The organism is Pseudomonas sp. 1121_17 (assembly GCF_052850745.1).
Window position 1 is genome coordinate 38841 of sequence record NZ_VXCX01000004.1, and the last position, 21353, is coordinate 60193.

14 protein-coding genes and 2 pseudogenes are annotated in these 21353 nt (G+C 62.4%); 9 read left to right on the top strand and 7 right to left on the bottom strand.

Going from position 1 to position 21353, the window contains the following annotated elements:
* Positions 1–77: 77 nt before the first annotated feature.
* From FW789_RS10385 to FW789_RS10410, 6 genes are all read left to right on the top strand, one after another.
* A complete protein-coding gene (locus tag FW789_RS10385) occupies positions 78–1508 on the top strand; it encodes a transglycosylase SLT domain-containing protein (RefSeq protein ID WP_446431414.1) in 1431 nt (476 codons plus the stop codon).
* Positions 1509–1630: 122 nt separating this feature from the next.
* The gene (locus FW789_RS10390) at positions 1631–3460 is read left to right on the top strand and encodes an extracellular solute-binding protein (RefSeq protein ID WP_103436781.1); all 1830 of its coding nucleotides are present in this window, start codon (positions 1631–1633) and stop codon (positions 3458–3460) included.
* A complete protein-coding gene (locus FW789_RS10395) occupies positions 3457–5304 on the top strand; it encodes an extracellular solute-binding protein (RefSeq protein ID WP_411563503.1) in 1848 nt (615 codons plus the stop codon). Before FW789_RS10390 ends, FW789_RS10395 begins: the two co-directional genes overlap by 4 nt.
* Position 5305: 1 nt before the next feature.
* On the top strand, positions 5306–6379 hold the full coding sequence (locus tag FW789_RS10400; RefSeq protein ID WP_101318219.1) for a microcin C ABC transporter permease YejB: 1074 nt from the start codon (positions 5306–5308) through the stop codon (positions 6377–6379).
* A gap of 3 nt (positions 6380–6382) precedes the next feature.
* Entirely contained in the window at positions 6383–7402 is a 1020-nt protein-coding gene (locus tag FW789_RS10405) for an ABC transporter permease (protein ID WP_103436779.1), read from the top strand.
* 1 nt (position 7403) lies between these two features.
* Complete coding sequence (locus FW789_RS10410) at positions 7404–9014, top strand: ABC transporter ATP-binding protein (protein ID WP_103436778.1); 1611 nt, start codon at positions 7404–7406, stop codon at positions 9012–9014.
* 37 nt (positions 9015–9051) lie between these two features.
* Here the strand turns inward: FW789_RS10410 and FW789_RS10415 are convergent, their stop codons facing one another.
* The 3 genes and pseudogenes from FW789_RS10415 to FW789_RS10425 all read right to left on the bottom strand — a co-directional run bounded on the left by FW789_RS10415 (position 9052) and on the right by FW789_RS10425 (position 12246).
* Positions 9052–9513: a methyl-accepting chemotaxis protein gene (locus FW789_RS10415; RefSeq protein ID WP_446431485.1), complete on the bottom strand. Its 462-nt coding sequence runs from the start codon at positions 9511–9513 to the stop codon at positions 9052–9054.
* An 81-nt stretch (positions 9514–9594) separates the two neighbouring features.
* Positions 9595–10371 (bottom strand): annotated as a pseudogene (locus FW789_RS10420) (PAS domain-containing protein); the annotation flags it as partial.
* A 90-nt stretch (positions 10372–10461) separates the two neighbouring features.
* On the bottom strand, positions 10462–12246 hold the full coding sequence (locus tag FW789_RS10425) for a putative bifunctional diguanylate cyclase/phosphodiesterase (protein ID WP_446431415.1): 1785 nt from the start codon (positions 12244–12246) through the stop codon (positions 10462–10464).
* Between the two features lie 229 nt (positions 12247–12475).
* Between FW789_RS10425 and FW789_RS10430 the strand changes: the two genes are divergently transcribed.
* A complete protein-coding gene (locus tag FW789_RS10430) occupies positions 12476–14398 on the top strand; it encodes an ATP-binding protein (protein WP_446431416.1) in 1923 nt (640 codons plus the stop codon).
* Here the strand turns inward: FW789_RS10430 and FW789_RS10435 are convergent.
* Positions 14376–14558, bottom strand: a pseudogene (locus FW789_RS10435) (hypothetical protein); the annotation flags it as partial. The gene FW789_RS10430 and the pseudogene FW789_RS10435 sit on opposite strands and share 23 nt — an antisense overlap.
* Positions 14559–14759: 201 nt before the next feature.
* Here FW789_RS10435 and FW789_RS10440 point away from each other — a divergent pair.
* On the top strand, positions 14760–15164 hold the full coding sequence (locus FW789_RS10440; RefSeq protein WP_411561932.1) for a DUF2946 family protein: 405 nt from the start codon (positions 14760–14762) through the stop codon (positions 15162–15164).
* 79 nt (positions 15165–15243) lie between these two features.
* The gene (locus tag FW789_RS10445; protein ID WP_446431417.1) at positions 15244–17304 is read left to right on the top strand and encodes a TonB-dependent receptor; all 2061 of its coding nucleotides are present in this window, start codon (positions 15244–15246) and stop codon (positions 17302–17304) included.
* A gap of 125 nt (positions 17305–17429) precedes the next feature.
* Here FW789_RS10445 and FW789_RS10450 read toward each other — a convergent pair whose 3' ends face one another.
* Genes FW789_RS10450 through kdpC form a run of 3 tightly spaced genes read right to left on the bottom strand, consistent with a single transcriptional unit; the run spans position 17430 to position 21352 of the window.
* Entirely contained in the window at positions 17430–18119 is a 690-nt protein-coding gene (locus FW789_RS10450; RefSeq protein WP_446431418.1) for a response regulator, read from the bottom strand.
* Complete coding sequence (locus tag FW789_RS10455; RefSeq protein ID WP_446431419.1) at positions 18116–20770, bottom strand: DUF4118 domain-containing protein; 2655 nt, start codon at positions 20768–20770, stop codon at positions 18116–18118. The genes FW789_RS10450 and FW789_RS10455 overlap by 4 nt, the downstream gene beginning before the upstream one ends.
* 3 nt (positions 20771–20773) lie before the next feature.
* Positions 20774–21352, bottom strand: coding sequence for a potassium-transporting ATPase subunit KdpC (gene kdpC / locus FW789_RS10460; RefSeq protein WP_186698793.1), 579 nt, complete (start codon positions 21350–21352; stop codon positions 20774–20776).
* Position 21353 lies beyond the last annotated feature (1 nt).

Sequence of the window (21353 nt, forward strand, 5' to 3'; positions counted from 1 at the left end):
GAGGGGCAAAGGTTGACCCGGGCAAAAGCGGTTCCTAGAATCGCCCAACTTTTTCACCCGGATACCTGCCCCAGCCGATGTCTTCCAGTAGCCGCAGAACCTCGCAATCCGTCGCTTTGACGCGCCTCGCACAGATCAGTGCGCTGGCCCTGGCCGCCACTTTGGTGGGCTGCCAGAGCACCCGTCAGGTAGATGAATCCGAAAGCGTTCGCGCGCACAACTATCAGGCCCGAATCAAGCACAAGCCGGCCCCGTTGATCATGGCCAAGCCCAAGCAGCAGGCGCCCCAGGATGTCTGGGAACGCATGCGCCAGGGCTTCGCGCTGCAGGACACCATCGACGTCAATCCGCGCATCGAGCAACAGCGCCTGTGGTTCGCCAGCAACCCGCGTTTCGTTGAAACCGCCGGCGAGCGCGGCAGCCTGTACCTGCATTACATCGTCGAGCGCCTCGAAGAACGCGACATGCCGCTGGAGCTAGCCCTGCTGCCAGCGATCGAGAGCGCCTACAATCCGATGGCGTATTCCCGTGCCCACGCAGCCGGCATGTGGCAGTTCATCCCCTCGACCGGGCGCCACTTCAATCTGCGCCAGACCAACTTCTACGATGGCCGCCGCGACGTCACAGCATCGACCAACGCTGCACTGGATTATCTGAGCCGTCTGCACGACATGTTCAACGGCGACTGGCTGCTGGCCCTGGCGGCTTACAACGCCGGTGAAGGCACCGTCAGCCGCGCTATCGAACGCAACGAAAAACTCGGCCTGCCGACCGATTACTGGAACCTGCCGCTGCCGCAGGAAACCCGCGACTACGTGCCCAAGCTGCTGGCCCTGTCGCAGGTGGTATCGACGCCTGAATCGTATGGCGTCAACCTTAACCCGATCGCCAACGAACCGTACTTTGCCGCCGTCGCCATCAATGACCGCCTCGACCTGTCGCGGGTCGCAGCCTTTGCCGATATCGATGAAGACGAGCTGATCCAGCTCAACCCGGCATTCAAGAAGCGCATGACGGTCGACGGCCCGCAACAACTGCTGGTGCCGACTGCCAAGGCGCAGTTGCTCTCGGCCAGCCTGTCCAACCTGAACCCTGAACAGCTGCTCAGCCTGCAACCACGCAAGGCCGTGTTCGAAGCAGCTGTCGCCGAAGCCGGCGCACCGGCCACGCGCAGCTACCGAGTCAAGCGCGGTGACAACCTGGGCAGCATTGCCAAGGCCAACCGGGTTTCGGTCAAGGATATCCAGCGCTGGAACAAGATCTCCGGCAATCGCCTCAAGGCCGGCCAGGTCCTGGCCATGCGCGGTGGCAATGCGCCCTCTGCAGCCGCCAACCGGGTTGCTTCGGCCAAGCAGCGCTCGACTCAGTACAAGGTCCGCAAGGGCGATTCACTGTACCTGGTGGCCAAGCGTTTCAACGTCGAAATGCAGCACCTCAAGCGCTGGAATCCGCGCAGCGGGCATGCCCTCAAACCAGGCCAGACTCTGACCGTCTACCTCGGCCATTGATCCTCCCGGGGCTGTCCCCCAGCCCCGCTTGCAGCCCCCTTTCGCATCACTCTTTTTCCAATCCCGCCAAGCTGTTACTGTAGCCCGACCAAAGCCCAACGCCCTCTGGATCGGATGCCGATTTGATACGTCCCCTCCTGCTGTCCTTCAGCCTGGCCTTGAGCTTCCCCGCCGCCGCCACCGTCAGCGAAAGCCACGGTTACGCGCAGTTCGGCACGCTCAAATACCCAGCCACATTCACCCACTTCGATTGGGTCAACCCGCAAGCGCCCAAGGGCGGAACCTTGCGGGCCATGGCATTTGGCACGTTCGATACGCTCAACCCCTATACCTTCAAAGGGTCGAGCCCGGTCACCACGCCAAACTTCCTGCAATACGGTGTCAGCGAGCTGAACGAGACGCTTATGGTCGGTACGGGGATGTACGATCCGTCCGGCGATGAGCCAACCTCAAGCTACGGCCTGATTGCGCGCTCGGTCGAGTACAGCGAAGACCGCAGCTGGGTGGTGTTCAACCTGCGCCCAGAGGCACGCTTTCACGACGGCAAGCCGATCACCTCGGCGGACGTGGCGTTCTCCTATCGCACCCTGCTCAAGGACGGCCACCCGCTGTACCGCACCAACCTGCAGGAAGTGCAGCGAGTCGACATTCTCGGGCCGTTGCGCATTCGCTTCGTGTTCAAGCGTGCCGGCAACCCGTTGTTGATCCTGCGTCTGGGTGAGATGCCGGTACTGCCCAAGCATTACTGGCAGAAGCGCGACTTCAAGGCCACCACCTTCGAGCCACCGCTGGGCAGCGGGCCCTATCGCATCACCGAAGTGCAGCCGGGGCGGCGCCTGGTATTCAAGCGGGTCAAGGATTACTGGGGCAAGGACCTGGCGGTCAATCGCGGTAAGTACAACTACAACCGCGTCGAATATGAGTTCTACCGCGACGCCACGGTCGCATTCGAAGCGTTCAAGGCCGGCGAGTTCGACATTTACATCGAACATCAGGCGAAGAACTGGGCCAACAGCTATACCTTCCCTGCGGTGCGCCGTGGCGAGGTGATCAAGGCGCAGATCCCGCACCGCATCCCGACCCAGACCCAAGGGCTGTTCATGAACAGCCGCCGCGCCACGTTCAGCGACCCGCAGGTACGCCAGGCGCTGGGCTTGATGCTGGATTTCGAGTGGACCAACCGCGCCCTGTTCAGCAGCGCCTATCGGCGCTCGACCAGTTATTACCCAAACAGCGAGTTTGCTGCCAGCGGCCTGCCGACCGGGAAGGAGTGGCTGCTGCTGGCGCCGTTTCGCGACGAACTGCCGGCCAAGCTGTACACCGAGCCCTACCAGGTCAGCCATACCGACGGCAGCGGCGTCAGCCGCCAGACCTTGCGCAAGGCCCTGACCCTGCTGGACAAAGCCGGCTGGAAGCTGGACGGCCAACGCCTGGTGGATGCCAAGGGCAAGCAGTTCCAGATGGAGTTGTTGCTGGTGAACCCCAATCTAGAACGGATCCTGCAACCTTATGTCGAAAATCTGGCGAGCATTGGCATCGATGCACGCTTGCGCACAGTAGACCGCGCCCAGTACAAACAACGGCTGGACCAGTTTGATTTCGACATGATCCTGATGACCCTGAACCAGACCCTCAGCCCAGGCCTCGAGCAATGGCTGTACTTCCATTCCAGCCAGGCTTCGACCAGAGGCAGCAAGAACTATGCGGGGGTCAAAGACCCGGTGGTCGACCACCTGCTCGACACCCTGCTCGCTGCCCGCACCCGCGATGACCAGGTCGCCGCCGCGCGTGCGCTGGACCGGGTGCTGTCGTGGCATTACTACATGATCCCCAACTGGTATCTGGACAATCATCGCCTGGCCTACCGCAATCGGTTCGCCTTCGTCACCACGCCGCCCTACACCCTGGGCCTGAACAGCTGGTGGCTCAAGACTTCGGAGAAAGCCAAATGATGCCGCACCGCCTGCGCCAACTGGCCGGCAGCCTTCTGCTAGCCTGCCTGAGCCTGCCCGTGCTGGCTGCCCCGCAGCACGCCTTGACCCTGTATGACGAGCCGCCCAAGTATCCGGCCAGCTTCAAACACTTCGACTACGTCAACCCAGATGCGCCCAAAGGCGGCACCTTTCGCCAGTCCGGCTTTGGCGGTTTCGACAGCCTCAACCCGTTCATCAACAAAGGCGTGACCGCAGAAAACGTCGGCAGCATCTACGACACACTGATGCGCCAGAGCCTGGACGAGCCGTTTACCGAGTACGGCCTGGTTGCCGGCAAGATAGAGAAGGCCCCGGACAACAGCTGGGTACGCTTCTACCTGCGCCCGGAGGCACGTTTCCATGACGGCCACCCCATGCGTGCCGATGACGTGGTCTGGACCTTCAATACGTTGGTCAGCCAAGGCGCCCCGCTGTACAAGGTGTACTACGGTGACGTCGCCGAGGTCATTGCCGAAGACCCGCTGAAAGTGCTGTTCAAATTCAAGCACAAGAACAACCGTGAGTTGCCGCTGATCCTTGGCCAACTGCCGGTACTGCCCAAGCACTGGTACGAAAACCGCGAATTCAACCGCGGCAACCTGGAAATTCCCTTGGGCAGCGGTCCCTACCGGGTTGCCGAGGTCAAGGCCGGTCGTTCGGTGCGTTTCGAGCGGGTCAAGGACTATTGGGCCAAGGACCTGCCGATCAACCGCGGCATGTTCAATTTCGACGTCATGACCTTTGACTATTACCGCGACAGCACCGTTGCCCTTGAAGCGCTCAAGGCCGGCCAGTTCGACTACAACCTGGAGGTGGCGGCAAAGAACTGGGCAAACGCCTACAACGTGCCCGCCGTACGCGAAGGCCGCCTGATCAAGGAAGAGCTGCCCAACGGCAACCCGACCGGCATGCAGGGCTTTGTCTTCAACCTGCGCAAGCCAATGTTCCAGGACGTACGCGTGCGCAAGGCGCTGAGCCTGCTGCTCGACTACGAGTGGACAAACAAGCAGCTGTTCAACGGTGCCTACACTCGCACCAGCAGCTACTTCGAGAACTCCGACATGGCGGCCAAGCAGCCAGCCACGCCGGATGAACTGAAGATCCTCGAGCCGCTGCGCGGCAAGATTCCCGAGCAGGCCTTTACCGAGGTGTTCAAGAACCCGGTCAGCGACGGCAGCGGCATGATCCGCGAGCAGCAACGTCAGGCCTACAAGCTGCTGCAGGAAGCGGGCTGGAAAATCGTCGACGACAAGATGGTCGACGCCCAGGGCAAGCCGGTGGTGATCGAGTTTCTGCTCGCACAGACGGAGTTTGAACGCGTGCTGTTGCCGTTCAAACGCAACCTGGCAGACCTCGGCATCGAGCTGACCCTGCGCCGGGTCGAGGTGCCGCAGTACATCAACCGTCTGCGTTCGCGCGACTTCGACATGATCGTCAGCGGCTTCCCCCAGTCCAGCTCACCAGGTAACGAACAGCGTGAGTTCTGGACTTCGGGCGCCGCCGACAACCCCGGTAGCCGCAACTTTATCGGCCTGCGCGACCCGGCCATTGACCAACTGGTCGAGCAACTGATCAACGCCGACTCACGTCAGAGCCTGATCAACCACGCCCGCGCCCTCGACCGCGTGTTGCAGTGGGGCTACTACGTGATACCCAACTGGCACATCAAGACCTGGCGGGTGGCGTACTGGAACCACATCGGCCACCCCAAGGTCTCGCCCAAGTACGACGTAGGCATCGACACCTGGTGGATCAAGCCTGATGTGAAACCGGCCGTGACCACGCAGCCTGCGCCAGAGACCACGCCGAGCGAGGCCAACTGACATGCTCGCCTATATCCTGCGGCGCCTGCTGCTGATCATCCCGACCCTGTTCGGCATCCTGGTGATCAACTTCATAATCGTCCAGGCCGCGCCGGGCGGCCCGGTCGAGCAGATGATCGCCAAACTCGAAGGCTTTGACGGCGCGACCAGCCGCATCGCCGGCGGCGGCGCCGAAGTCTCGGTGGCCGGCTCCAACTACCGCGGCGCACAGGGCCTGGACCCGGCCCTGATCGCTGAAATCGAACACATGTACGGCTTCGACAAGTCCGCCCCGGAGCGCTTGTGGATCATGGTCAAGAACTATGCCCAGCTCGACTTCGGCGACAGCTTCTTCCGTGATGCCAAGGTCATCGACCTGATTGCCGAGAAGATGCCGGTGTCGATCTCGCTCGGGCTGTGGAGCACGCTGATCATGTACCTGGTGTCGATCCCGCTGGGGATCGCCAAAGCGGTGCGCCACGGCAGCCACTTCGATGTCTGGACCAGCTCGGCGATCGTGGTCGGCTATGCCATCCCGGCGTTTCTGTTCGCGATTCTGCTGATCGTGCTGTTCGCCGGCGGCAGTTACTTCGACTGGTTCCCGTTACGCGGGCTGACCTCGAACAACTTCGACGAGCTGTCCACCACCGGCAAGATCCTCGATTACTTCTGGCACCTGGTCCTGCCGATTACTGCACTGGTGATCGGCAACTTCGCCACCATGACCCTGCTGACCAAAAACAGCTTCCTCGATGAGATCAACAAGCAGTATGTGGTCACCGCCAAAGCCAAAGGCCTGAGCCGGCAGCGGGTGCTCTACGGGCACGTGTTCCGTAACGCCATGCTGCTGGTGATCGCCGGCTTCCCTTCGGCATTCATCGGCATCTTCTTCACCGGCTCGTTGCTGATCGAGGTGATCTTCTCCCTCGACGGCCTGGGCCTGATGAGTTTCGAAGCGGCGATTAACCGCGATTACCCGGTGGTCTTCGGCACCCTGTTCATCTTCACCCTGCTCGGGCTGGTGGTGAAACTGATCGGCGACCTGACCTATACCCTGGTCGATCCGCGCATCGACTTCGCCAGCCGGGAGAATTGACCAATGGCCCTGTCCCCGCTCAATCGACGGCGCTTCGAGCGCTTCAAGGCCAACCGCCGAGGCTGGTGGTCGCTGTGGCTGTTCCTGATCCTGTTCGGCCTGAGCCTTGGCGCCGAGCTGATCGCCAACGACAAACCGATTGCCGTGCGCTACGACGGCGAGTGGTACTTCCCGGCGTTCAAGCGCTACCCCGAGACCACCTTTGGCGGTGAATTCCCGCTCGAAGCCAACTACAAGAGCCCCTACATCCGCGACCTTCTGGAGAAGAAAGACAGCTTTGTGCTGTGGGCGCCGATTCCGTTCAGCTACCAGAGCATCAACTACGACTTGAAGGTGCCGGCGCCCGCGCCGCCCTCGGCGGACAACTGGCTGGGCACCGATGACCAGGGCCGCGATGTCATGGCGCGGGTGATCTACGGCTTCCGCGTTTCGGTGTTGTTTGCCCTGACCCTGACCATCCTCAGCTCGATCATTGGCGTCATCGCCGGGGCTCTGCAGGGCTTTTATGGTGGCTGGGTCGACCTTGCCGGCCAGCGCTTCCTGGAGGTCTGGTCAGGCTTGCCGGTGCTGTACCTGCTGATCATTCTGGCCAGCTTCGTCCAGCCCAACTTCTGGTGGCTGCTGGGGATCATGTTGCTGTTCTCGTGGATGAGCCTGGTCGATGTAGTCCGCGCCGAATTCCTGCGTGGGCGTAACCTGGAGTATGTGCGCGCGGCGCGCGCCCTGGGCATGCGCAACGGCGCGATCATGTACCGGCACATTCTGCCCAACGCAATGATCTCGACCATGACCTTCATGCCGTTCATCCTCACCGGCGCCATCGGCACCCTGACCGCGCTGGACTTCCTCGGCTTTGGCCTGCCCGCCGGTTCACCGTCGCTGGGTGAGCTGGTTGCCCAGGGCAAATCCAACCTGCAGGCACCATGGCTGGGCATCAGTGCCTTCGCCGTGCTGGCCGTGATGCTCAGCCTGCTGGTGTTTATCGGCGAATCCGCCCGCGACGCCTTCGACCCGAGGAAATGACATGAGCGAACCCAACCTGATCGAAGTCCGTGATCTTGCGGTCGAGTTCCTCAGCGGTGACCAGATCAACCGCGTGGTCGATGGCATCAGTTTCGACATCCGTAAGGGCGAGACCCTGGCCCTGGTCGGCGAGAGCGGCTCGGGCAAGTCGGTCACTGCCCACTCGATCCTGCGCCTGTTGCCCTACCCGCTTGCGCGCCACCCCAGTGGCAGCATCGAGTATGGTGGCAAGGACATGCTCAAGCTTGGCGAAAAGCCGATGCAGCGCATCCGTGGCAATCGCATCGCAATGATCTTCCAGGAGCCGATGACCTCGCTCAACCCGCTGCACTGCATCGAGAAGCAGATCAACGAGATACTTCTCCTGCACAAGGGTTTGACCGGCAAGCAGGCGACGGCGCGCACCTTGGAACTGCTCGACCTGGTCGGCATCCCTGAACCGCACAAGCGCCTCAAGGCGCTGCCGCATGAGTTGTCCGGCGGCCAGCGCCAGCGGGTGATGATTGCCATGGCCCTGGCCAACGAGCCGGAACTGCTGATCGCCGATGAGCCGACCACTGCGCTCGACGTCACCGTACAGCTGAAGATTCTCGATCTGCTCAAAGAGCTGCAGGCACGACTGGGCATGGCCCTGCTGCTGATCAGCCATGACCTCAACCTGGTAAGGCGCATCGCACACCGTGTTTGCGTGATGCAGCAAGGCAAGATCGTCGAGCAGGCCGAGTGCACGACGCTGTTCACCGCCCCGCAGCATCCCTACACGCAGATGCTGATCAACGCCGAACCCAGCGGCCAGCCTGCGGCCAACCCGCTCGGGGCGCCGCTGCTGGAGGTGGATGATCTGCGCGTCTGGTTCCCGATCAAGAAAGGCCTGCTGCGGCGCACGGTAGACTACGTCAAGGCAGTCGACGGGATCAATTTCAGCCTGCCCCAAGGGCAGACCCTGGGCATCGTTGGCGAAAGCGGCTCGGGCAAATCGACCTTGGGCCTGGCGATCCTGCGGCTGATCTCGAGCCAGGGCGACATCCGTTTTCACGGGCAAAACCTGCAGGGCATGAACCAGCAGGAGGTACGGCCGCTGCGGCGAGAAATGCAGGTGGTGTTTCAGGACCCGTTCGGCAGCCTCAGCCCGCGCATGAGTGTCGCCGATATCGTCGGCGAAGGCCTGCGCATTCATCGCATCGGCACCGCCCCGGAACAAGAGGCGGCGATCATTGCCGCGCTGCAGGAAGTAGGCCTTGATCCGGCCACCCGCCACCGCTACCCCCATGAGTTCTCCGGTGGTCAGCGTCAACGCATCGCCATTGCTCGCGCGCTGGTGCTCAAACCGGCGTTGATTCTGCTCGACGAGCCGACCTCGGCGCTTGACCGCACCGTGCAGCGGCAGGTAGTGGAGCTGTTGCGTTCGTTGCAGCTCAAATACAACCTGACCTACCTGTTCATCAGTCATGACCTGGCGGTGGTCAAGGCGCTGAGTCATCAGCTGATGGTGATCAAACAGGGGCAGGTGGTGGAACAAGGGGACGCGCGGGAGATCTTCCATGCGCCGCAGCATCCCTACACCCGGCAGCTGCTGGAAGCGGCGTTTCTGGAGGTCGAGCCGGCTGCCTGATGGCGTGCCGGCGCTACCGGTCACGCTTTCACGGGTGTTACTGCCCGGCAATCTGCGATGAGAATCGGCCGACCGCTGTTACCACTTCCTGCGCACCCGTCTGAATTTCAGTGATGACATGGCCGGCCTGGCTGGCCAGCGCCAGGCCGATTTCAGCCTGATGCGTGCTTTCACCCATGCTGACCACTGCGGCCTCCACAAGAGCGTTGTTTTTCTGCACCACTTCTACGATTTCCTGAGTGGCGGCACTGGTGCGTCCGGCCAGCTTCCTCACCTCATCGGCCACCACGGCAAAGCCCCGACCTTGCTCGCCTGCGCGCGCGGCTTCGATAGCCGCATTGAGGGCGAGCAGGTTGGTCTGCTGGGCAATGCCGCCGATGGTGGAAACAATCGATGTGATCAACTGCGACTGCTGCCCCAGCGCCTCGACCCCGGCGGAGGCCGTGGAGACCTGCGAGACGATACGGTTCATGGTCTCGACGGTATCCTTTACGGCCACCGCCCCCCTTCTCGCCGAGTCATCGGTTTTGCGAGAAACGTCATAGGCAACCCCGGCGGCCGCGCTGACCTCCTGCTCATGCTTGACCTGCTCGCTGATATCGATCGCGAATTTGACGATCTTGTAGAGCTGGCCACGGGTGTCGCGCACCGGGTTGTAGGATGCTTCCAGCCAGAGCTCGCGCCCTGACTTGTCAAAGCGCAGGAAGCGCTCGGCGACGAACTGCCCCTCGTTGAGGCTGCGCCATAGCTGCTGGTAGGCAGGCGAGTTGACATAGTTGGGGTCACAGAAAATACGGTGATGTTTGCCCACGATCTCTGCCAGCGAATAGTTCACCGTCCTCAAGAAGTTGTCGTTGGCAGCAACGATAGTACCGTCCAGCTCAAACTCGATGACCGCGGTCGAGCGGTACAGCGCCTTGATGAACTCGTCGTTTTCACGCGCCTTATCGATGCTCGCGGTTACCTCGGTGCCGTAGGCCGACATATGGGTAACGGCACCCGCTGCTGACTTGACCGGGCACCAGGCCGCTCTCATCCAGACCATCCTGCCGTCGGCGGTGATATAGCGATACTCGTCGCTGGCCCCGGTGCCAGTGCTCATGGCCTGCTGAAAGTCCTTGAAGCATGGCAACTCTTTGACATAGCTGGGCGCGATGCTAGCCAGCGATTGCCCAAGCAATTGCGACTGTTCACGCCCAACCCATCGAGCAAAGTTGCGATTGACCGCTGTGATGAGCAGGTTCCGATCAACCGTTATTTCCAACATCTCGTCAGTTCTCGCGGCCTGCGCGCGCTGCAGCGCTTCTATTTCGTCCTGCAGTCGCTGTAGCTGGTTTTTTAGCTTTGAGTTGAACATGGTGTTCTCGGTGGTTAGCGACGCGGCCGAAATGGCAGGGGGTTGTCGACGATCTTGCAGGTGCAGCTGTGAGATTAAACATCGTCCTTGTCAGGTCATCGGCACGCAGCAGTCCTTCTGCAGCCAGGTTTCAAGTTCTGCGGGCGGCATCGGCTTCGCGTAAAAATAGCCCTGGCCCTGCTCACAGCCCCAGCCACGCAACAAATGGTGGTGCAGGTCGGTCTCGATACCTTCGGCCACCACCGTCAGGCGCAGGTCGCGCAGCAAGCTGACCAGCCCGCGAATGATGTGCCATTCGTTGTTGCCCGGCTGCAGGTTGGCCAGCAGCGAGCGATCAAGCTTGACGCTGGTGGCCGGGATGATGCGCAGGTACACCCAGTTGCTGTAGCCGCTGCCGAAGTCATCGATGCCAATCGCCACCCCGAGTGTGCGAAAACGCTGAAGCTGTTGCTGCACCTGGTCGAAGTCAGTGACCAGAGCGCTTTCGGTAAACTCAAGCTCGATGCGCCGCGGGTCCACGCCGAACTCGCCGAGCGTACGGCTCAGGTACTCGAACAGGTGCCCATCGGCGAGATCCAGCGCGGAGATGTTCAGCGACACGGTCATCTGCAGTCCCTCCGCCCGCCACCTGCGCATTTGCTGACAGACATGCCAGATCACCCAACGGGTAATGCCGCGAATCGAAGCTGTGGTTTCAGCCAATGGGATGAATTCAGCCGGGCTGATTTCGCCCATGGTCGGATGCTTCCAGCGCAACAGCGCTTCTACTGCCACGCAGCGTTTGCTGTTGAGATCAACCCTTGGCTGATAGACCAGACGAAGTTGGTCGGCAGCTACCAGCGCCGGTTCCAGAGCGTTGAGCAAGGCCGTACTGCGGCGCTGGCTGGTATCGACCAGCGGGTCATAGACCAGCCAGCGTCGTTCGCTGCGGCGCGCCGCATCGGTCATGCTCGCCATCAAACGCAGGGTATCCAGCGATGCATCGGTGCCTCCACCCGGCTCGAGCACGCTCATGCCGACATCGGCGAACACCGGCACATTGCCGCTGTGCAACGGCCCACTCAGCGCAGCAACGATAGCGCCAAGCCTGGCCGGCAATGAGGCCATGTCATTGCATTCGATCAGGGTCAGAAAACCTAGCGTGCTCGGGCGGTACAGGCGCGACCCCGGCGGCAGGGCTGCCAGCAAGGCCTCTTTCACGGCCAGCATGAAGCTTGCGAAAAACTCGATGCCCAGTGCCTTCACCAGGCGGTCCATGCCGGCTGCTGAAATAGGCTCGATGAACACTGCGACCTGGCCAGCGACGCTGGCGCAGTCGGCGAAGTCGGCTTCGAAACGGCGCCGGTTGGGCAAGCCGGTCATACTGTCGTAGAAATGTTGCTCATGGATCGACTGCAACCGCGAGACAACAATCTGCGCCGCGCTGCGCAACAGCGCCTGGTCGCGCTCGGACAACGACGGACGTGCCGCCTGGTCGATGATGCACAGCCGCCCCAGGCTCAGCCCTGGCTTGATCACCAGCGGTGCGCCAGCGTAGTAGCGAATGTAGGGGTCACCCTGCACCAGCGGGTTATCGATAGTGCGCGCATCGGTCAAGGCGTCGCAGATTTCCAGCACAGTGTCCTGCTCAAGTTCAAGGGCACAGAACGACATCTCTCTGGGCGTGCGCTCGGCGACCATGCCTACCCGCGCTTTGAACACCTGATAGTTGCGGTCGATGATGCTGACCAGCGCGGTAGGCACCTCAAAATGGCCACAGAGCATCGCCACGACACTGTTCAGCACCGGGTCCGAGCCACTGACCAGGTCGGACGTCAGTCGATCGACCTCGGCCAGACGCAACCGCTCATCGTGCATAATTGTCGAATTACCCACCGTAACTCCTGTAGCACTATCCAAAAGACTCACCTATGAGGCACATTGCCAGCTTAGTCAGCCCGAGCGCGCCAGGACAATCAAACCTCGCACCGGCCGACCGTAAAAAAAACTATTGGACGACCAGGCGTAACTAGCCTATCAGTCCGGGAAAACGCCTAAAGCAGTCCTTTAGCGCTATACACGCCCTGTTATCTGCATGCCTGGCTACCACTGTTCGGAGTGTTTTTTGACCCGTTTGCCTAGATTGACCGCCGCTGCCCTGCTGCGCCTGGAGCGCAAGCAGCTCTCGCCTGCACTGCGCTACCTGGGCACCGTAGTGGTGGTCCTGGCGTGCGCTTTCGCGCGAGCGCAACTGCCCGCTACAGCCTTGCCCTACCTGTTCTTCATTCCGGGACTGATGTTCATCGGCTTCTGGTTTGGCGCGGGGCCAGCGGTACTGGGATGCATCATGGCAGTGCTGACGGCACAATATTGCTTCATCGGGCCGGTCGGCTTTGGCGCCGACTGGACCGACTGGATCAACAGCCTGAGTTTTGGCCTGGTCACGCTGGGAATGGCAGTGGTGTGCGCGCTGTTTCGGCGCAGCATCAGAGCACTGGACCGGCTCAATCAAAACCTTGAGGACGAAGTCGAGCGGCGTACCGATGAGCGCGATGACATCTGGAAACTGTCCCCCGACCTGATCTGCACCTTGTCGGCACAGGGTGAAGTGCTGGCGATGAACCCGGCCTGGCAGGCCGAGACCGGCTGGACCGAGCAGCAGCTCAAAGATGGCGCGTTCTACAGCTATATTTCGCCTGCGCAATTATCCGACGCCGTGCGCAACCTGCATGATCGACAGATTGCCGAGCTCGACACGCAAAGCGTACGCAGCAACGGCCAGCCTCTGCTGCTCAACTGGCGTATCACCGGCCGCCAGGGTCGGTTTTTTGCCGTGGCCCGTGATGTCACACTGTACCGCGAGCGCCAGCTGGCCTTCGATCAAGTCCGTTCGCAGCTGCAGCAGAGTCAGAAAATGGAGTCGCTGGGGCAACTGACCGGAGGCTTAGCCCATGACTTCAACAACCTGTTGACGATCATCAGCGGCAGCCAGGACATGATCGAACAACGCATCGCCCAAGGCCGCCTGGCAGGGGTCGAGCGCTATGTCACCCTCGCCCGAAACGCCACGCTACGAGCCAGTTCACTGACCCATCGGCTGCTGGCGTATGCCAGAAAACAGCCTTTGGTTGCTGCAAGCGTCGATCCGGCGGTGTTGATAAAGAACATGGAAGAGTTGATTGCGCGCACGCTGACGCCGCTGATCAACATCGAACTGCTCGCCCCTGGCGCACCCGCGCTGTGCCACTGTGATGCCCACCAACTCGAGAACGCCCTGCTCAACCTGTGCATCAACGCGCGTGACGCAATGCCTCAAGGCGGCAGGCTGCGAATCGAGGTCAGTACGCTGGCGCTGACCGACCCGGGCGCTCTGCTTGTGCAAGCGGGTGACTATGTACGGATCTGCGTGGCGGACACCGGCATGGGCATGCCGGCGAGCATCGTCGAGCGCGCGCTGGAGCCGTTTTTCACCACCAAACCGCTGGGCTCCGGGACCGGGCTGGGGCTGTCGATGGTCGAGGACTTCGCACGCCAGGCCGGCGGGGCTGTTCGTATTGAGTCAGAGCTGGGCAAAGGCACCGCGGTGTGCCTGTTCCTGCCGGTTCACGAAGGCAGCGCCCCTGTAGCGAAAGACCTGCAGGCAATTCTGCAGCCAGCGGCAGCCAGCAGCAGTCGCGGTACGGCGATGGTCATCGACGATGAAGTTGCCATTCGTGAGCTGGTAGGTGAAGCCCTGCACGAGGCTGGTTTTGAAGTGGCTGAAATGCCCAGCGCTGATCAGGCCGTGCAGCGTATTGCCGAGTTGCCTGATCTGAAGCTGATCGTTACTGACCTGATCTTGCCCGGTGGCAGCAGCGGACACAAAATCGCCGAAGCCGCCTGGGCAGTACGGCCAACACTCAAGGTGCTGTTCATCTCAGGTTGCGTAGATACTGCGAACGGCATCCCTGAGCGGCAGGAGCAGTCGCGGTTGCTGGCCAAACCGTTCACCATCGAGCAGCTCAGGGCCAGCGTTGAGCATTTGCTCAACTCACCGGCTGGCGCTTAGCCTGTTCGCAGCTGTCGAGCCACTCGCTGCGCGTCAGCTCCCAGATCTCGGTCTGCATCGGCCTGCTCACATAGTCCCCATCGTGCCTGGCTACCAGGCGCATGCCCTCGTGTAGCGAAACCTTGCGAGAGGCGTGGTTGACGACCGCTTTGGGCACCTGGCGTTTGCTCCAGGGCACAGCCGATGCCGGCAGGCATGATTGTCTGCGCAGTGGTCGCCTGTGTCGAGCGCTCGACGCCTGGCTTTGCATGGAGCATGCCTGCACCAATCGCGCTCACCCGTGACAACATAGCGCATCAAGACACTTTTACAGGCCCAGCCAGATGCGGCTTAATGCGCGCCTACTTTTCTGGTAACGCCGATGCGGTCACGCCTGCACCCTTACCTCTTGCTACTCGCCTGTTGCGCAGTGTTGTTCAACCTGCTGGCGATGCCGCTCGACCGTGCCCTGCGTGAGCCCGCCCTGGATGAATCGCTGATCTTCGGCAGCTTCTGCAGCCTGCATGGCGGGCAGAGTTTGCCCAAGTCGGTGCTGGCGCAACTCAAGCTGGAGTTGCCAGACTTCTCCGGGCACGGCGAGATCAAGCCCCAGGCCGGTGATTGCTGCTGTGGCCATACCGGCCAAGCGGCGCTGCCAGGCGCCTACTTCAAACACCTGTTGCCACGCTTCTGGCCAGACACCCTGTTGCTCGGCCAGCGGCCGGAGTTGCCGCTGCCGCGCCAGCAGTGGCCGAACCTCACCCCACGCGCCCCGCCGCTGACCTGAATCGTCGCCAAGCAAATGATCGTGCGCGCGAACTGCGCAGCACGGTCGTCTCCGACTTTTCTGTCAGGAACCTTTATTCATGCCTGCGTACCTTCGTACTGCACGTAGCGTCGTGCCCGTGCTTGCCATTACCTGTGCCGCCACGCTCTGCCCAGTGTCCCAAGCCATTGCTCAGGCTGTGCCTACCGACAATTCCACCCTGACTCTCGGCGCCGTTACCGTCTCCGGCACCAGTAGCGGGCCGCTGGCGACCAGCAGTGTGCTCAGTTCAGTAGATATTCTTGGCGGCGACATTCTCGAGAAAATGCCCGTTGCCTACAGCTGGGAGCTGTTCAACCGTGCACCGGGCGTGATGCTCACCGGCTTCAACCAAGGCACCACCTCGGGCAAGTTGTCGTTTCGCGGCTTCAATGGGGAAGGCGAAGTCAACGCCGTAAAGCTGCTGATCGACGGCATCCCGAGCAATACCAATGACGGCAACATGCCCTTCATCGACTCGGTATTCCCGCTGGACATCGACAGCGTCGAGGTCGTGCGCGGTACCAGCGATCCGCGCTATGGCCTCAACAACATCGCCGGCAACGTCAATATCAACACTCGCAGCGGCGGCAACTACAACAAGGCGCGCCTGCGCTACGGCAGCTTCAATACCCGCGAAGTGCAACTGGCCAAGGGCATCGAAACCAGCAACTGGACGCAGAACTACTTCTTCGCCCGCCAGCAGGTCGACGGCTACCGCGAGCATGCAGATACCGAGCGCTACAGCTTCAGCGGCAAGTGGTTCTATACCCCCGACGACGGCAGCTACCGTCTCGGCCTTAGCGCCCGCCATTACGAAGCCGACGCACAGGAAGCGGGTTACTTGAGCGAAGCCGATGCCCGCCAGCACCCGCGCTTGAGCAACGACTTCAACGCCAGCGACAAAGGCACCCGGCGCATGAACCAGCTCAGCGTGCACTTCGACACCGACCTGGCCGAGACCCTCGCCTGGTCGGCCAAGACCTACCTGAATACTTTCGATGATCGGCGCTGGACCCAGTACTGGCGCACCAGCGCGCAGCAAGAGCGTGATGCCTATGAAACCCAGTACGGCGCCCTCACCTCGCTGACCTGGCGACCAGAAGTGGACTGGCTGCACAGCTTTGCCCTGGAAGGCGGCAGCGACGTGCAGAAGCAGAACAACCGCAGCGAGCGCTATCGCACCGTCCAGCGCGTACGCCAAGCACAGACCCGCGACCAGGACTTCGATTTCAACACGGTCGGCGCTTACGTGCAGGCCGAGATCGAACCGTTCGAGTCGCTGAAGATCGTGCCGGCCTATCGCGTCGACAAGATCAGCGGCGACTTCACCAACCAACTCACCGGGCAAACCTCCGACATCAACGACTACGGGCTGATCAAGCAACCCAAGCTCAGTGTGGTCTATTCGCCCTGGAAGTACGCCAGCGTTTACGCCAACTGGGGCCGCACGTTCCAGGTCGGCAGCGGCGCGGCGGCCTACAAGGTGCCGCCGCGCAATGAAGACCTGCAACCGTCGATCAACGAAGGCTGGGAAACCGGCATAAAGTTCACCCCCGCCAGCTGGGTTGATGGCCGCGTCGCCTACTGGCGCCAGGACGCCACCGGCGAAGTCAGCCGCCGCCTCAACGACCCCAGCGGGGAGTCCGACAACATTGGTGAAACCCGCCGCTGGGGTTACGACCTGCAGGTCAACCTGCACCCGGACGAACGCACCGAAGTGTGGGCTTCGTATTCATGGCAATACTCGAAAATCCTCGAGCCGAGTAGCGCCTTGCCACAGAGTAAAGGCAAGGAAATTGACCATGTTCCGCATCATTTGTGGAATACCGGTATCAGTTACCAGGCGACGCAAGCGTTGCAGTTGACTGCGTGGATGAATGGGCAGACCAACTACTATCTTGAGCGGGAAAACACTCAAGGTACGTATGGCGGTTATGTGTTGATGAATATCGGCGCGACTTACACGTTCACCGAGACGTTGAGCGTTGACCTGCAGCTCAAGAACCTCACCGACCGTTATTACGAATATGCCTGGTATGACCCGGATGGGGCTAAAGACTCACTGCACTCGCCTGGTGATGGGCGAGCGTTGTATGCGGGGTTGACGGTCGACTTCTAGGCTGCACATCTCCATCACAATTGAATCGGAATGCTCGGGACCGCATGCAAATGCGGTTCACGAGTATTCACAACTCTCATTACTCAATCGCGATCAAGCGCCGAAGCGGTGTTGCAAGTACGGGCTTACGACACCAACAACCGATACCCCACCCCAGGCTCAGTCACGATAAACCGTGGCGCAGTAGGGTCATCGCCCAGCTTCTGCCGCACATGCGCAACCACGATCCGCAGGTAGTGCGTATCGTCGACGTGGGTCGGCCCCCAGATATCCTTGAGCAGTTGCTGCTGGGTGATCACTCGCCCGGGGTGCCCGGCCAGTTGCGCCAACAGTGCGTACTCCTTGCGGGTCAGCGCTATTTCGCTGCCATCAAGGGTCACGCGGCGGTAGGCGAAGTCCACCAGCAGCGGCCCGAAGCTGGCACTGGCCTGGGCGGCGCCACCCTGTGGCCCCTGGCGCAACAGGGCGCGAATGCGCGCGAGAAACTCCTGAATGCCGAACGGTTTGGTGACGTAGTCGTTGGCGCCGCCATCCAGGGCATCTACCTTTTGCAGCTCGCTGGCACGCACCGACAGCACCATCACCGGCACCGAGCTCCACTCGCGCAATTCGCGCAGCACCTGCTGGCCGTCCATGTCTGGCAGGCCGAGGTCGAGCACGATCAGGTCGGGTTTGGCCAAGGCCGCCTGGGCCAGGCCTTCCCCGCCGGTGGCGGCTTCGATGACCTTGTAGCCTTGCGAGCTCAGGCTGATGCGCAAGAACTTGCGAATCTGCGGTTCGTCGTCAATGACCAGCAAGGTGGCGGTTTGGCTCATGAGTCCTGGCTTTCGGCGGTGGGCTGTGGGGGCAATGGCAAGCATAAAGTGATGCAGGTGCCGTGGCCATCGATGCCGTCAGCCACCTGGATGCTGCCGCCGTGGGCGCCGATCATGCCCTGGCAGATGGCCAGGCCGAGGCCGGTGCCCTGCCCGCCGCGGTCGCCGCGGGCGGCGGTGTAGAACATGTCGAAGATCTTTTCGCGTTCAGCTTCGGGGATGCCGGGGCCTTGATCGCTGACGGCCAGGCACAGTTGCTCATCACGCACGTCTACCTGCAGTTGCAGGCGGCCATCTGGGGGTGAAAAGCGCGCGGCGTTTTCCAGCACGTTGACCAGCGCCTGTTCGATCAAGGCGGCATGCACGAACAGCAGCGGCAGCTCGCTCGGCACCTCGGTGCTGACCCGCAGCGGCGCCAGCACCACGCGCAGGCGCTGCAGGGCGCTGGCGACGATATCGGCCGGGGCCACCCAGTCACGCGCAAGCTTGAGACTGCCGTGACCGAGGCGGGTCATGTCGAGCAGATTCTGGATGTAGCGGTCGAGGCGCTCGGCTTCATCGCGGGTGCCTTCGAGCAATTCGCGGCGGTCGTCGGGCGGGATAGCATCGCCAAGCGCAAGCAGGCTATCGATGCCGCCGCGCATAGCGGTCAGCGGTGTGCGCAGGTCGTGTGACACCGAGGCCAGCAAGGCGCTGCGCAGCTGTTCGGTTTCGCCGTGCAGCCGCGCAGCTTCGAGTTGTTCGCCGAGGCGCGCACGGGCCAGGGCTTGCGCCAGCGGTTGGGCCAGCGCCATCAGCAGGCGTCGGCGCTGGGCTGTGAGGGCCGTGCTGTCACCTGGACGTACGCCGAGCAGGGCCAGCGGTTGCTCATCGACCAACAGCGGCCACCACCACCAGCGACCATTGGGCAAGGTGTCGCTGCCGTGGCCAGCGGCCTGGCCGTGCTGCCAGGCCCAGTCAGCGGCAGCGCGCTCGGTGTCGCTCAAGCCGGGCATCTGGCCGTTGGCAGCTTGCAGCAGACCTTCGCTACCTCGCTCGAGCAGGCATACGTACAGATCCTGCCAGCCGTCGAGGTGCTGGCTGGCGGCGCTGAATACTGCCTGGCGGTCGGTGGCGACGGTGAGCTTGCGTGACAGGTCGAGCAGTTGACTGGTCTGCGCCTGGGTCTCGCGCAAGGCCTGCAACTGGCGCCGCTGGCGCGCGGCGAGGTTGCCGGTGAGCGCGGCCATCAGCAGGAAGAACACCAGCGTCAGCACATCCTCTTCGCGTTGGATGCTCAGAGAGAAGTTGGGCGGGATGAACAGAAAGTCATAGCTGACAAACGACAGCACCGCGCACGCCAGCGCCGGACCGAGGCTGCTGCGCACCGCCACCAGCAGCACGGCGGCGAGAAATACCAGCGAGATATTCGGCAGCGCCAGCACGCTGGAGACCGCCCAGGCCAGGCCTGCGGCAAGCGCAGTGGCGAGCAGCGCCAGCAGATAGTGCCGCCAGATCCACACCCGCTTCGCCGCCGTGCGCGGTGCGGGTGGCTGCGCCTCGCGGTCGAGCACGTTGATTTCCAGGCCGTGGTTTTCGCGCAGCAGCCGCGCAGCGACACCGGCGCCGAACAGACGCCGGCGCAGACGATCACGCGACTGCCCCACCAGCACCAGGCTGGCACGGCGCTCGGCGGCATGCTGGAGCAAGGTCCTCGCGACTTCGCCGGCGCGCAACAGCACTACCTCGCCGCCCAGCCGCTCAGCCAGTTGCTGCGCGCTTTGCAGACGCTGGCGGGCGCTTTCGTCGCGCAGCTTGCCGTTGTCGACATGCACCAGGCTCCACGGCAAATGCCGGCGCTGGGCCACGCGGCAGGCGTGGCGGACCAGCCGCTCGGCTTGCTGATCGCCGTCGACGCCGACCAGCAAGCGACCACGCAGGGCCGGCGCTTCCTGGCCAAGCTGGCGGTAGCCGTGGGCCAGGTCGGCATCCACCTGCGCCGCAGCGGTGTGCATGGCCAGCTCCCGCAGGGCACTGAGGTTGGTCTGCGAGAAGAACGCATCGATGGCGGCGCGGGCCTGCTCGGGCACGTAGACCTTACCTTCGCGCAGGCGCTGCAGCAGTTCGCGCGGAGGCAGGTCGATCAGCACCAGTTCGAAGGCCTCCTGCAGCACCCAGTCGGGCAGGGTTTCGCGGACCTGCACACCGGTGATGTCGCGAACCTTGTCATTGAGGCTTTCCAGATGCTGCACGTTGACCGTGGTGTAGACATCGATGCCGGCCGCGAGCAGCTCCTGCACATCCTGCCAGCGCTTGGCATGGCGGCTGTTGGGGGCGTTGCTGTGGGCCAGTTCGTCGACCAGAGCCAGCTCGGGACTGGCGCGCAGCAAGCCGTCGAGGTCCATTTCCTCAAGAGTGACGCCCCGGTATTGGCTGCGCAGCAGCGGCTGCTGGAGCAAGCCGCCGAGCAGCGCCTCGGTCTCGGCCCGGCCGTGGGTTTCGACCACCCCGGCCACCACCTGCACCCCTTGGCGCTGCTGGGCGTGGGCGGCCTGGAGCATGGCGTAGGTCTTGCCCACGCCGGGCGCTGCACCGAGAAATACCTTGAGCCGGCCACGCCCGGCGCGCGGCAGGTTGGCCAACAGCGCGTCGGCGCGGGCAGAGTCACTCATGTTTCATCCTTCACAATTGCGGTGATCAGCACAGCGGGTCAATTGTTCCAGCGCCTGATTCAGCGCCAGCACGTTGACCACCGGTGGGCCGATCAATGGCTGCAGGGTGGCCTCTTCGATCAGCCCTTGCAAGCGCTCTACCGGCAGTTTGCGCGCCGCCGCCACTCGGGGGATCTGATACGCCAGCGCTTGCGGCGACAGGTGCGGGTCGAGACCGCTGGCCGAGGTGGTCAGCAGGGCTTGCGGTACCGGCCCCAACTCGGCGCGATACAGCGTGCCTGCGTCTGCCTTGACCCGCTCGGCCAGAGCCGGATTGCTCGGCGCCAGATTGCTCGCGCCACTGGCCACGGTGGCATACGCCGCCGCAGACGGACGTGGGTGGAACCAGCCATCGCCAGTGAACGGTTGGGCGATCAGCGCCGAGCCGCGCACCTGGCCGTGCTCGTCGTGTACCAGGCTGCCGTTGGCCTGCGTGGGGAAGGCCACTTGCGCAACCGCCGTCACCGCCAGCGGATAAAGCGCGCCGGTGATCACTGTCATCAATACAACCAGGCTCAGGGCCGGGCGAAGGTAAGTAGTCATA